This is a genomic window from Pseudobdellovibrionaceae bacterium, assembly GCA_015163855.1.
Classification (GTDB): domain Bacteria; phylum Bdellovibrionota; class Bdellovibrionia; order Bdellovibrionales; family UBA1609; genus JAAOIH01.
Map to the genome: position 1 here is coordinate 1 of JAAOIK010000007.1, position 14413 is coordinate 14413.

At 32.9% G+C, this 14413-nt stretch carries 9 protein-coding genes; 6 read left to right on the forward strand and 3 right to left on the reverse strand.

Annotated features, from left to right (window positions below; translation table 11 throughout):
• Positions 1-839 (reverse strand): CCA tRNA nucleotidyltransferase (locus HAW63_00480; GenBank protein MBE8162452.1); only part of this gene is annotated, 839 nt, incomplete at its 3' end.
• A gap of 88 nt (positions 840-927) precedes the next feature.
• Here HAW63_00480 and HAW63_00485 point away from each other — a divergent pair.
• From HAW63_00485 to pepN, 6 genes are all read left to right on the forward strand, one after another.
• The gene (locus tag HAW63_00485; protein ID MBE8162453.1) at positions 928-1506 is read left to right on the forward strand and encodes a superoxide dismutase [Fe]; all 579 of its coding nucleotides are present in this window, start codon (positions 928-930) and stop codon (positions 1504-1506) included.
• Between the two features lie 21 nt (positions 1507-1527).
• The gene (locus HAW63_00490; protein ID MBE8162454.1) at positions 1528-2400 is read left to right on the forward strand and encodes a formimidoylglutamase; all 873 of its coding nucleotides are present in this window, start codon (positions 1528-1530) and stop codon (positions 2398-2400) included.
• A gap of 30 nt (positions 2401-2430) precedes the next feature.
• On the forward strand, positions 2431-3705 hold the full coding sequence (locus HAW63_00495) for a histidine--tRNA ligase (protein MBE8162455.1): 1275 nt from the start codon (positions 2431-2433) through the stop codon (positions 3703-3705).
• A 130-nt stretch (positions 3706-3835) separates the two neighbouring features.
• Positions 3836-4912, forward strand: a complete 1077-nt coding sequence (locus HAW63_00500; protein ID MBE8162456.1) for a hypothetical protein — start codon at positions 3836-3838, stop codon at positions 4910-4912.
• Between the two features lie 78 nt (positions 4913-4990).
• Positions 4991-6361 carry a sodium:alanine symporter family protein gene (locus HAW63_00505; protein ID MBE8162457.1) on the forward strand — a complete coding sequence of 457 codons (1371 nt, stop codon included), beginning with the start codon at positions 4991-4993 and terminating at the stop codon, positions 6359-6361.
• Positions 6362-6373: 12 nt separating this feature from the next.
• A complete protein-coding gene (pepN, locus tag HAW63_00510) occupies positions 6374-8953 on the forward strand; it encodes an aminopeptidase N (protein ID MBE8162458.1) in 2580 nt (859 codons plus the stop codon).
• Here pepN and HAW63_00515 read toward each other — a convergent pair.
• A complete protein-coding gene (locus tag HAW63_00515; protein MBE8162459.1) occupies positions 8945-13138 on the reverse strand; it encodes a hypothetical protein in 4194 nt (1397 codons plus the stop codon). The genes pepN and HAW63_00515 overlap by 9 nt on opposite strands.
• Entirely contained in the window at positions 13135-14325 is a 1191-nt protein-coding gene (locus HAW63_00520) for a hypothetical protein (GenBank protein ID MBE8162460.1), read from the reverse strand. The genes HAW63_00515 and HAW63_00520 overlap by 4 nt, the downstream gene beginning before the upstream one ends.
• Positions 14326-14413: the final 88 nt, after the last annotated feature.

Genomic DNA, 14413 nt, shown 5'->3' on the forward strand with positions numbered 1-14413 from the left:
AATAACAAAAAATAGGGCTTTAATAACTTGTGTTGCTTTTTTTGCTCTTGGCAAAGAGAAGATTTTACTGCCGCCTGTGGCTTTAATAAATAGTTACTAGTATCTAACTGCGCTAGTTTTTCTTTAATGTCGGCATACCTAAAGTGCGTAAATAACACCGGTAGCACAGCGTATTCTTTTAATAACTGTAAAGCCTTTACCAAGTTTGCAGAAAACATTTTTCTAAGCTCTGCACCTAATCTTTCTTTAGAAATTTTTTTTAACAAAACCGCTTGTTGTAAAATCGCCTTTTTGGTTTGTTCTTCTATGGAAAAGTTTAACTCTACACAAAAGCGAAGGGCTCGCATTACGCGTAAATGGTCTTCTGCAAAGCGTGTAGTAGCTAAACCAACGCTTTTAATTGTTTGATTTTGTAAATCGTCTTGCCCTTGATGAAAATCTAATATTTCTTGTGTGTGTAAATTATAAAATAAAGCATTAATGCTAAAATCTCGTCTAGCTGCATCGTCTGTAATGCTTCCTGCACTCACCTCCACAGGCCTTCTTCCATCGGCATAAGGGCCATCTTTGCGAAAACTACTTAATTCGATGGAAAAATTTTTATAAGGCAAAATAAACACTCCAAAAGGAAGGCCTATGCTTATGGCTTTAGGAAAAAGCTTTAGCAAGCTATTGGTGCTGGCGTCGGTAACCATGTCAAAGTCGCGGGGTTCTCTTTGTAAAAGAAAATCCCTAACACAGCCTCCAACAACAAAAGCAGAAAAGCCGTTATCCTTTAAAACACTAGCCACTTCTAAAACTTTTTTCCATGGAGGATAATTTTTAAAGCGAATATGCATAATTTTATACTGTAGGACTTTGACAATTTAGGCAACTCTAGTAACTATAAGACAGCTAACAAAAACCCAAGTATTATAAGGAGCCTTTATGCCTTTTACCATTGCCCCCCTACCTTTTGAAAAAACTGCACTAGAACCACACATTTCTTCAGAAACTTTAGATTACCACTACGACAAACATCACCAAGCCTATTTAACTAAGTTAAATGCTGCCGTTAAAGGCACCGATTTAGAAAATAAATCCTTAGAAGATTTAATTGCCAGCCAAACGGGTGGAATTTTTAACAACGCCGCCCAAGTATGGAACCATAGTTTTTATTGGAATTGCTTAAGCCCTCAAGGGGGAGGAGCAGCTTCTGGAAAAATCAAAGATTTAATAGAAAAAAAATGGAGCTCGTGGGAAAAGTTTAAAGAAGCTTTTAGCACCGCTTGTGCTACTAATTTTGGATCGGGCTGGACATGGTTGGTACAAAATGCCGACGGAAATATAGATATTGTTTCCACTAGTAATGCGGGTTGCCCGTTAACAAACAAACAAACTCCTTTATTAACTTGTGATGTATGGGAGCACGCCTATTATGTGGATTACCGCAACGCTCGTCCAAAATATATCGAAGCCTTTTGGAATATAGTAAACTGGGACTTTGTAAATAGTAACCTAAAATAAACAGTATTTTTAAAGCAACCCATGAAAAAAAGCCTGAGTGTATTTTCTTACCCCGACGACGAAGGCATTAAAATTAATGGTGGGCGGCTTGGCGCTCACCTTGCCCCTGCAGTGATTTGCCAATTGCTACAAAAAAGTAAAAAAGATTTTTGGCCATCTAATATTTCTTTAGTAGATGAAGGAAGTTTAAATATTAAAGATCTTAGTTTAGAAAACAAACATGATGCAGCCATAAAAAAAGCATCTAGCTTAGTTAAAAATCACGATTATAATATTTTTTTAGGAGGTGGTCATGATTATGCCTACCCCGACGGTATTGCATTTTTAAAATATTGCAAACAACAAGAACCTTCTACACATAAACCTTTACATAAACCTTTAATTATAAATATTGATGCACACTTAGATGTTCGACCAACCGATAAAGGCTTTAATAGTGGAACACCATTTTACCGATTACTTTCCAAACATCACAGTGAGTTTTCTTTTTGGGAAATAGGAATTCAAAAACCCTGCAATACTCAAGAGCATTGGCAATGGTGTTTAGCCCACAAAGGAAATATTATTAGTAACGACGAATTATTACTACACTCCCCCTCTTGGGCAAAATATGTAATAAACAAATTGCCACTGGATGCTGATAAAAAACAACCCGTGTATTTAAGTATTGATATCGATGCCTTTTCTTCTAGCTACGCCATGGGATGTAGCCAATCTTGGCCTTTAGGAATTCTTCCTCACGAATTTTTTGTATTTTTACATTTATTAATGCAAAATAGTCATGTTAAAGTTATGGGGATTTATGAAGTATCCCCTCCACTGGATCAAGATAATCGAACTAGCAAACTGGCCCTACAAATTATTCATCACTACGCTCAAGGTTTAACGCAATAACAAAAATAGAATTAAACAAAGGCTTACTTAATGGAAAAAATACAAGCAGTTAGAGGAACAAAGGATTTATTTCCCTTAGAACAAAGTGTTCATCGCTATATTATAGAAACCGCTTTGCACACGGCTAAACTTTATAATTTTAAAGAAGTAAGCACTCCTATTATGGAGTTTAGCCAAGTTTTTAAAAGAACTTTAGGCGATTTTTCAGATATCGTAAATAAAGAAATGTACACATTTTTAGATCGCAAAAATAAAGAATTAACTTTGCGCCCCGAAGGTACTGCGGGAATTGTTCGTGCCATTTTATCAGAAGGTTTATTACAAGATTTACCAATAAAATATTTTTACCACGGCCCTATGTTTCGCTATGAACGCCCTCAAAAAGGAAGACAGCGACAATTTCATCAACTAGGAGTGGAACACATTACTGTAGAAAAATCTCCTCAAGCCGATGTAGAAATTATTGCACAAGCACAATTATTTTTATCCAATTTATTAGGAAATAATAAAGACCAGTGGGTTTTAGAAGTAAATTCTTTAGGTAATACTAAAGATAGAGAAAGTTATATTAAAGAATTAACAAAGTATTTAAAAAAACACCAAAACCAACTGAGCCCCGACAGTGTAAAGCGTTTAGAAACTAATCCCTTAAGAATTTTAGACTCCAAATCGCAAGACGATCAACAAATTATTAGTAATGCCCCTTGTTTGACGGATTTTTTATGTAAAGAGTCTCTTCAATACTTTCAACAAGTTAAAGATTTATTAAATGCTTTTGGTATTGCCTTTAAAGAAAATCCACAACTCGTAAGAGGTTTAGATTATTATAGTCATAGTATTTTTGAATTTAAAAGCCACTTATTAGGAGCGCAATCTACCCTATTAGCTGGAGGGCGATACGACCAACTAATGGCTTTAATGGGTGGCCCTAATTATTCGGGAATTGGCTGGGCTGCGGGAATAGAACGCTTAAGCCTAATGGTTCAAGAACAACAGGCTTTAATGCAAGTTTTAAAAAACAGAGTAACTTTAGCGCTACTACCTGTTAGTCAACAGGAGGAGTTTTTTTGCCTAGAACTAGCACAAGAATTAAGAAAAAATACTATTTCTGTGGAACTTATTTTTCAAGGAAACATCAGCAAAAAAATAAAAAAAGCCGTAAAAATAAATAGCGTGTACAATATACTAATAGGCCCTGAAGAAATACAATCGCAAACCTACATAATTAAAAACACCTCTACTAAAAAAGAGAATACTATTACACACAAAGACCTTATTAGCTTTTTAAAAAAAAATACAAACTAGGCCGAAATACAAAAGCGAATAAAATTTAACTTGCTGTGTTATTTATTTAATTTATGCTTTGCTTTCGTCTAGTATTTTAAGATAGAATATTTTTGAAATTGTTAAGAATAAGTCATTAAAGGAGCAACTTATGTTAAAAATAGTATTTGGTTTTATTTTCGCTTTTAGTGTTGTGCAATACACTCCAACAGTGATGGCCAAAGCAAAACACAGCAAGAAATCGAAAAAGAAGAAAAAAAATGTAGATAATGAAATTACTAATGCCCGTATGAGACAAGCCAGTGGAGCAAAAAAGAAATGGAGTTTTTCTGGTGGCCTTGGTTACTACGGCGGAAGTTTAACTAAGCCTTTTGGAGCACAACGCATTAATCTTTACGACCCCACAGGAGACCCAAGCATTACTGCCCTTTCTAGTTCTGTAGGTGTTCGTTACCGTATAAACCCCAATTCTTCTATTTCTTTAGGTTTAGGATTAACTTACTACGAACCATTGCGTGTGTTTCAAGGAAGTATTGATGATGCAGGAGAAGCACTAAAAGACTATAAACTAAAAAATATTATATTAAGCTCTCCTAGCTTATCTTGGTCTTATTATGGAAAGGTTTTTGGAAGACAACAATCCTTTAGCCTTAGCCTTAGTGTTCCTACAAATGTTCGAGCAAAATCTTATGGGTCTATAGCTAGTGTGGGCTTATCTCATAGTGTTATTTTTAATCCTAAAAAGAAGATCAGCGTTGGTGTTTACACAGGTTTTGGCTATAGCTTTCTTAAAAAATGCGAAAATAACCAATGCCAAGACTCTAAGGGAGAAAATGTTACTCACGCTAAAGCCTTATCACAACAAACAAAAATGAGTGCGTATGTTACTCCATTTTTTGAATATGCCATCACTCCTAAATATAGTTTTAGAACAGTATTTAGTTGGTTTGATTTCGAAACAAGATATAGCAGACCTGGAGGATGTGCAGACTCTAGAGAATCAGGAACTCCTGAACCTCCAAGAGCAGATTGCACTACATGGATTGAAGAGGCTGGTGATTATTCAGAAACTGCTAAATGGCAAAGCTCTCCCACAAGAACACAATCTGTTGGTTTAGGTATTGCTTATTCTCGTGATATTTATATTTACCCTAACTTTCAATTTAATATTAAAAATATTAAACCAGAACTAAGCAATGTTGCTGTATCAGTAAGCTTTAGTTTATAATTATTTATTTTTATATTTTAACTTCTAAAAAAGCCTTTTTTATAAAGGCTTTTTTAGTAATAACAACCAGGATTTAATATGGAAGCCATTAATGCAATGCTAGAAAAAATAGCGGGTTTAGTATGGAATTATCCTTTAATAATACTACTAGCCGGTACAGGGATACTCTTAACTATTTATTTACAAGGCGTGCAATTTAAATATCTAAAACATATTTGGCACATTTTAAGAGGGAAATTTGATAACCCTAATGACCCCGGAGAAATTACTCACTTTCAAGCTTTATGCACAGCTTTATCTGCCACAGTGGGTTTAGGAAATATTGCCGGCGTGGCTGTGGCCATTAAATTAGGCGGACCAGGTGCAGTGTTTTGGATGATACTTATTGGTCTTTTAGGAATGGCTACTAAGTTTGCCGAAGCCAGCCTTGCCTTAATGTATAGAAAAATAGATAGCAATGGCGAAGTGCATGGAGGCCCCATGTATTACATTACTTTAGGTTTAGGCTCTAAGTTTAAATTTCTTGCGCAATTTTTTGCAGTGGCTTGTATCTTTGCCACCTTCGGTGCAGGAAATATGTTTCAAAGTAATTCTGTAGCCCAATTGTTAGCTACTAATTTTCAAACTCCTCCTTTATGGACAGGAATTATTTTAAGCCTACTAGTAGGTGTAGTTATTTTGGGAGGGATTAAACGCATTGGTAGTATTTCTTCTAAATTATTACCGTTTATGGGAGGTATTTATATTATAGCCTCTTTATTTGTAATCATTACTCATTTCGATGCCTTGCCTTCTTTAATTGCCACCATTTTTCATGATGCATTTAATGGTACAGCAATGGCCGGTGGTATAACCGGTATTGCCTTACGCACCGTGATTGTACAAGGAATTCGGCGAGCCTGTTTTTCTAACGAAGCAGGGCTGGGTTCTGCTGCCATTGCTCATAGTGCAGCCAGTACCAACGAACCTATTAGAGAGGGACTTGTGGCCTCGATCGGTCCATTTATTGATACGGTTGTAATTTGTACTATGACGGCCTTAGTAATTTTAATTTCTGGCGTGTGGGTAAACACAGACCTGTCTGGAGTGGCTTTAACAGCTAAAGCTTTTGATTCTACCATTCAAGGCTTTGGATTATACTTTATGCCTGTTGCAGTGAGTTTATTTGCCTACTCTACTTTATTAAGTTGGTCTTATTACGGCGAACGATCACTAGATTTTTTATTTAAAGGAAAGGGCATTTTTGTTTATAGACTTTTTTATATCGCCGCTGTGTTTTTAGGAGCTATTTGGAAGCTTATGCCTATTTTAAATTTCTCTGATATTATGTTAGGGCTTATGGTAGTGCCAAACCTTATCGCTGTACTTTTACTTTTACCTAAAATAAAAACAGCTAGTGTTAAATATTTTAACTCTTTAAAAAACGGAGAGTTTAAAACATACTCATAATTATAAATTTTTATGAATAAAAAAATACATTTAAAAGACTATTTGGAACCTAATTTTTGGATTTCTAAAGTCGAACTGTTTTTTGATATTTTTGATACGCACACTATCGTTGTTCAAAAATCTTTAGTGAAGAAAAATACCAACACCACTTTTGATTATTCTAGCCTACATCTACAAGGTGAAGAATTAAAATTACTTTCTGTTTTAATTGATGGAAAAATTTTTAAAGACTACAGCATTACAGATAATGAATTAATTTTAAAAAATTTAGAAAGCTTAGATACTTTTAATCTAGAAATTCAAACAAAAATTTACCCTCACAAAAATACCAAATTAACGGGCCTGTATAAAAGTGGTGACTTATTATGTACACAATGCGAAGCCGAAGGCTTTAGGCATATTACTTATTTTTTAGATCGTCCTGATAATATGGCCATTTTTACTGTGCATATTACCGCCGATAAAACCAAATATCCCGTTTTATTATCTAACGGTAATAAAATAGAAGAAAAAAAAGTAACCGCAGATCGCCACTTGGTTTCTTGGCAAGACCCTTTTAAAAAACCCTCTTATTTATTTGCTTTAGTTGCTGGTAATTTAGATCATATTCACGATCAATTTACTACAAAAAGTAATAAAAAAATTACCTTAGAAATTTATTCGGAAAAAAATAAATCGCACCTGTGCCATTACGCAATGGAATGCTTAAAAAAAGCTATGAAATGGGACGAAGACACTTATAATTTAGAGTATGACTTAAACCGTTTTATGATTGTTGCTGTGGATGATTTTAATATGGGCGCTATGGAAAATAAGGGTTTAAATATTTTTAACTCGAGAGTTATACTTTCTAATCCCGAAATGGCCACAGACAAAATGTTAGATGTTATTGAAAGTATTATTGGACATGAATATTTTCATAATTGGTCTGGTAATAGAGTCACTTGCAGGGATTGGTTTCAACTTAGTTTAAAAGAAGGCTTAACTGTATATCGCGATCAAGAATTTTCTTCAGACCTTAATGATCGTAGTGTGGAAAGAATTCAAAATGTTAACCGTCTAAGAATGCGTCAGTTTGCAGAAGATGCAGGGCCTAATAGCCACCCCGTTCGCCCCTTTTCTTATTTAAGCATTGATAACTTTTATACCGCTACGGTTTACGAAAAAGGGGCAGAACTTATTCGTATGATTCATCTCATTTTGGGTGAACAAAAATTTAAAGCCGGTATTGCTAAGTACTTTGCGCTGTTTGACGGCACAGCGGCTGCCATTGAAGATTTTTTATTTGCTATGGAACAAGCTTCTAATATTTCTCTTAAACAGTTTAAAAAATGGTACGAGGTTCCGGGAACTCCCACATTAAAATTATCTACTAATTATTTACAGGATAAACACACTTTAGAAGTTAATATCCAACAAAGCTACCCTAGTATAGAAAAAAATGGACCTTTGCACATACCCATACTAATTCAGTTTTTAATTCCAGAAGAAAAAAATGACAAACCTCCTAAACTTATTGAGCTAAAAAAAGAAAAAGAAACCTTTGTATTTACCGATTTAGCAAAAAAACCCACTATTTCTTTTTTGCAAAACTTTTCTGCTCCCGTAAAAGTGGAGCACAATCAAACTCCAGAAGAATTAATGCATATTATGGAGAAAGATGTTGATTTATTTAATAAATGGAACTCCTCGCAAATTTTATTTACACAAAATATTTTAAACCATTACGATAAACAAGAAAAAACAAAGTTTAGTTCTATTCAAGTAGATACACAAATTTTATTACAAACTTTTGAAAAAAACTTAAAGCAAGCTACTAATAAACCTTTATTTTTTACTGAACTTTTAACCTTACCTAATTTTTCTTATTTAACCCAATTTATACAAGATTTAAACCCTTTGTTACTTCAAAAAGAAATAAAAAATCTTATTGGTAAAATTGCCGCACATTCTGAACAAACACTTTTACAGTTGTATAAAAATTTAATTTCTAATTTTCAAGAAAAGCCAAATCGTGCTTTATTAAACTTGTGTTTGTACTATCTTAACCATTTGGATAAGCCCGAATATACATTATTAGCTAATCAGCAAGTTACAGACCATTTTAATAATATGACATTGTGCTTAAGTGGCTTAAACGCACTTAATTTAAAAACAAATTCTTACCAGCCACAAGCACTAGAAAAATTTTATGACCGCTGGAAAAACGATACTATTGTATTTAATGATTGGATTCAATTAAAAATGAGTTATCCCAGCTCTGATTTAAAAAAAGAGTGTGAAGGTATTTTTAAAAATTCTTATTTTAAAAACACCAACCCTAATCATTTAGGTGCACTAATGAGTAGCTTTACCGGCCATATAGAACATTTTCATAAAGCAGATGGAAGTGGTTATGAATACACTTTACAAAAAATTATAGATATAGATAAAGTGAACCCACAAGCCGCCTCTGTACTTATAAACCAATTTAATATTTATTCTAAATTAAATAAAAAAAGCCAAGAGCAAATTTCTTTGCAATTGCTTAAAATTAAAAAACAAAATCCCTCTAAAAATTTAATAGAAAAAATAGATAATTTATTAGTCTAAAATTTGATAATGGCCAGGAAACCCTGGTAAAAAAGAACTATAGCTAGATTTAATAGATTTTAATACAGATAAAGGGTCATTGACTACACTGGTAAACGGATTAGCTACACTGCTACCAGGCTTACTGGATTTAAAATCAATTATAGATCTCCAATCTGCTCCTGTATCTTTTCTTAAAGCATTTAAAAACACTAATATATCTCTAGCCCCTCGAACTCTAATTAACCAAGGGTGATTATATAAGGCTCCCATGTCTAATTGATCTCCTGGAGTAAAATGCTGAGAAATATAGTAATACTGCTCGGACAAACGCTTTTTAGCAGTTTGCAGTGCCCCACATAAAACTACCCCTCTAGAAATATTAGTTAGGTGTACTACTGTGCATTTTTTGTACGCTTGTATATTCATAGAAACAACAGACTCTTGAATAGATAGCAAAACTTGAGAGGTTAAAGAAAAGGAGTTTTCCGTACCTTTACTAAACCCCATTCTATAAGGTGACCCCGATAAACCCGTTATTCCTAATAATTTTGCAGGATCCGCTAAAGGGTTAAAATCCATACGAGTCATAAAGGATTGTCTTAAACTAAAATTAGTACCAACATTAACATTAAAGGACTGACCCTCTTTGTAAAAAGAACTACCCGAATCTACTTTATATACTTTATAAAAACTAGATGTTTTAAGATCGTTGTTAGCAAGTTCGGCAGAAGTGCATAAAAAAGAACTTCCCCGCAAACGCTCTTTAGAAAAAGAGTTTAAAAGCTCTCTTTTTTTATTTCTCTCTTCTTTTGTAATTGAATTAATATACTTACTTAAATTAAATTCCACTAATTGAGAATGACTTAATCGGTTGGCTATATAATTACATAGACGCGCTTTTACAGAACTTTTCTTTATTTTACCTGTGTCTAAAAGGTCTTGAATATCTTTTTCTGTAACTGGAGATAAATCGTCTAAAAAGTGGGTAATTTTATATCGAAATTTTTTCCAACTAGAAAAAGGTTTGTTTAACTGCTCTTGAAAAGTGCTTAATGTCATTTGTTTAAGCCCCATATCTACAGAACGCTTAGATAAATTATCAGCCTGTAATTTAACATTACATTTGTCACTAAAATTAGTGCTTTTAAAACAAGGGTCAGATTTTTTTAACATAGAATATTTAGACACATAATCTAACCCATAAAGCTGAGTATAAAAAGCAAGACTAGATTCTTTTCTTTTTATAGCTTGATTTTTTTTATATAAACTTTTTTGACGAGCAATTAAGTCATCGACATTAATACCCTCTAAACGATTTTCATGTTCAAAATATTCGTGAGTTAATTTAGACCGCTGCCCTGTCTTGCTAATTAACTCGGCCTGATTAATTAATTTAGAAGTAGATAAAGAACTATTGGCTTGTGTATTGCTAATTAAACAATCTCCTTTTCCACAGGAGTTTAAAAGCAAAGAATCAGTAGGCCGCATATAAGAACTGTTATCATAAGCAACTAAAGTTACTGGAGCAATAAAAGTTCGTTTAGCTAATCCAGAGTCTTTAGCAACAAACATATTAGGATCTAAAACACTTTTGCCTTTTATATTTACAAAACTATTTTTTTCAATTTCGTTAAAATCTCCCTGCATAAAAGAAAATTCGTCTAATAAAGTTTTTAACTCAGCAGACACAGTTTTAAAATCTATATGGTCTTTAGATTTATGCTTAAAAGATTCTGATCGTTTTTTTAACAATTTAATAAGTTGTGTTAATTTGTCTTGTTTCTTGCTAACAAACCGCTTTAGCTTTTTAATCTTTTCTTCACTATTTGCAGAATTAGATAAGTGTCGTATCATTTTAAGATCCGTCCAAGTTTCTTTTCTTCCAAGTGTTTTGTTTAAAAAATCTTGAGCTTGTTTAGAAATTTTTAAATCACCCAAACGAGCTAGTTGAAGTAGCTTTTCATCCACTGTTTCTAACTGAATTAATAATTGCCCCCTAATTTTCATTAAAATAGGGTTATTCATGTTTAAAGCAACATGTTCAATAATTAAGCCATTTTGTACTTTAATTAACTTTTGATAAACGGTAATATATTCTTCTGCTCGTACTGCACTAGATACAGATTGCAAAGGTTGTGGCTTGTTTGAAGATAATAAAAAATCTCCTACATCCATAGAGGCTAATTCTTCTGCACTAATTCCCGAAACAGACATATTTAAAAATACTTTATTGGGCCGTTCTAAATCAGAAATAACACTTTGCAAAGCTTGTCTTTTTTCTAAAGGCACTTTTTCTATTACACTTTGCACTCGCCTTTCTTGCTCTTTTTTATCTCGTAAAGGAGAGATAGTTACCCCTGGCGCCGCAGGTTTTAAGTAGGTTTTTTGAAAAGCCACTTTCATTAAATAAACCCCATCACGCAAAGTTCTATGAAACTCTTCTCTACCAAAAGATACAGAATGGTATCGTAAAACATAAGGCTGTAATACTAGTTGTAATCTTTTGCGGATTTCTAAATTTAAATAATCATCTACAGTATATTTAAAACCTAAAGTATTATAAGAAAAATTTTGTATAAAAAATTTAGAAGGAATTCTTTTTTGGTTAGCAATACCATTAATATACTCTCTACTAGTATTACGAACATCTGAACCAAAGTTTCCTATTCGTTCATCCCATGGATTTATATATACAGACACTTGTTGATGAAATTTTTTATATTTTTTTGATTTTAGTTCATTGTTTTTATTAATAAACTCATGATTGGGATCATGATATAAATGAAAATTCTTTATAAAATATTTTTGTGGCTTGTAAATTTTATGCGAAACCGTAGCCACTAAAGATAGGCAACCTTGATCGTCGGTATAATAAGAACCTTTCTTTAATTTTTTAGATTCAAAGTTAACAATAAAATGTTCATTAATAACAGGAGCTCCCGTCCAAGAATGTTTTATACAAATTTTTGTTCTAAAACCTACCGTTCTAACGATGGCTGTTTCTCCAGGTAGAACCCCTTGATGAAATACCCGCGCTCGTTCTATTCTAAACGGCCTAATTCCTTGTAAATATCTTTTCTTTTTTAAATCTTTTATATTACTAGATTTTTCTAAAAATTTAGAATAAGAAAACAGTTTTCCATTACTAGATAATTGTTTTGTACTAGAATTTTTTTCTAAAATTAAAGAATGCAATCCATATATTTTTCTATAAGACCCCAAAGAATATAAAGCATCAAAAGGTGCTAAACTAACCCCCTCGGGAATTAACCTAATCGCTATGGCTAAATTTCCTTTATGAAATTGATTATATAAAGTACCTTTGTAAGAAATAACCGCCTTATCTTGAGAGGTAAATTGTACAAACAAAGGTTTTTCAGAGTGTAACAAAACAGCATATTCTTTATTTTCTTTGCCAAGGTTGGTGGCCATTAAGGATGCAAAGGCCCTAACTTGCCCACTTTTTAACTTATATAAAATACTTTCACCATAAGTGTCTTTTAATTTTGCTAAAAGATTCATTTCTAATTTTATTTCTAAGCTTTGAGCATTATTATAGCTTTGTAGTTGTGAAATAAATAGTTTAGCATTGGCTATGTCTAAAGGGTAATGTGATGTAATATTTTTTTTCAAACCTATTTTAGATTGCTGAATTTGTTTAAATCCAGAAGACAATAAACTAACCGGTATTCTGTTTTTTTTGTCTAAATAAATAAAATTAGGGTGCTTTGAACGAAAAACAGCCCATGGATTTACCGCTAAATCTACAATATAAGAACCTTGGTGCAAATCTCTACCAACAATCTCTCTTTTTAAAACCAAATAAGACGGATGATTAGAGAAAAAATTAAAGGCAACATCTTCGTGCCATTCTAACCAACCACTAGCCTTAGTGATTTCTTTAATTACTTTTCCAGATTCCGTTTTGATATAAAATTCATGCCCAATAACTGCTCTAGCATCTTTTTGAGAAACCACTTTAATTTTAAACTGATAACGCAAACTACGAGGAACTTTCCATACCCCTTTTGTTAACACAGGAACTGCAGCACTGTTTTGAACTTCGGCAACGCGAAAAGTAGCCTTTGCATACTTTTTTCCTTTAAAACCATTTAGCAAAGTTTCTTTGCGTTTAGAAGGCCCCCAACACGAAGCAGAAGACATTAAAAAAATAAAAAGCATTACTCTAGAAAAAAATATCATAACTTAGACTCCAAACTTACAGATACGGATTGCAAGGTATCTTGAATATTTTCTAGATTAATAACATTCGACTGCAAATAGCGTAGCCCTAATTTACTAAATTGATTGATGTTCCACAATACTGCCACAGAAAATCCTTCTCTATTTGTATGCCCATAAGTGCCACTGTTATAATAAGACACAGTGGCGTCAGGCTCAACAAAGAATTCTTCTAAAACTAGCGTTAAGTCTTGAGAAAATAAAGAAATATTATCAAAATATAATTTTAAAAATCTAGCCTTAGCCACACTGCTATCGGCTTTATGATTCAAAAGAATATAAGACTCTAGTCCAGTGTTCCAAAGCGGGTAATAATAGTTTAAGCCTGCACCTAATATTCCAAAACCCCAAAGAAAATTGCTATTGCTGGGTTGATCTCCCACTACTGTGTTACCTAATAAACTACTTTGAAAAGCTACAACATTAGGTAATTGTAAATAGTTGGCGTAAAATAATTGTGACTTTAAACTCCACTGTGTTTTTTGGTAATTTACTTCCCCTTGAGCCATTAAAAAATATGGCAGCTTTTCATTTGCTAAACGATAATTGTCATTACTAGTGGAAGGCGGAATACTTTGCTCTAAGTGAAAGGCAAAAGATAAATTTTTTGTATCAGTATTCCATGATTGCCTAGAGCCAATAAAAGAACTAGAAGAACTAATTAGTAAATCTTTATTCCAAAAACCTTCTGATAAAATACCCACATCCACAGACAAACTAGAAAAAGGAAGAGCTACTAGCTTTGCCTGTCTTATTGCATACACTCCTGACTCTTTGCTACCAAAAATATGTTGCTGTAAACGGCTTTTAGAGGCTTTAAAATCGATACTGGTTTTAAAAAGCAAATTGCTTATTAATTCTTTTTCCCAATTTACTTTTACACTTAACAACACTCCTAAAGAATCATTTAATCCCTCTTTCCAACGCCATGTGGATAAACCCCATTGCGAACTAAAATGAGAGGATTGAAAAAAATGTGGTTGCTGCTGTGCAAATACAGATTGAGCTTTTTTAGCCTTTTTTTGAACAAACCCTGATAGTTTTACTTTCGCTAACTTTTTTTGAGCAGCTTGCGCTGTAACAGAAATTGTTAATAATCCAACAACTATAAGACAAAAACTTTGAAAAATACTATTTTTTACTATCAAAAAATATCCTTTTTTAGGTAAAATAAATACCCATTATCTTGCTATTACAATAACTACAAAAATAACATAAAAGCCTAATATATTGAAA

Bases quoted from the DNA above. Each gene is read 5' to 3' on its own strand.
- HAW63_00485 (MBE8162453.1), top strand. From the start codon at position 928: ATGCCTTTTACCATTGCCCCCCTACCTTTTGAAAAAACTGCACTAGAA.
- HAW63_00515 (MBE8162459.1), bottom strand. From the start codon at position 13,138: ATGATATTTTTTTCTAGAGTAATGCTTTTTATTTTTTTAATGTCTTCT.
- HAW63_00505 (MBE8162457.1), top strand. From the start codon at position 4,991: ATGGAAGCCATTAATGCAATGCTAGAAAAAATAGCGGGTTTAGTATGG.
- HAW63_00490 (MBE8162454.1), top strand. From the start codon at position 1,528: ATGAAAAAAAGCCTGAGTGTATTTTCTTACCCCGACGACGAAGGCATT.
- HAW63_00495 (MBE8162455.1), top strand. From the start codon at position 2,431: ATGGAAAAAATACAAGCAGTTAGAGGAACAAAGGATTTATTTCCCTTA.
- HAW63_00500 (MBE8162456.1), top strand. From the start codon at position 3,836: ATGTTAAAAATAGTATTTGGTTTTATTTTCGCTTTTAGTGTTGTGCAA.
- pepN (MBE8162458.1), top strand. From the start codon at position 6,374: ATGAATAAAAAAATACATTTAAAAGACTATTTGGAACCTAATTTTTGG.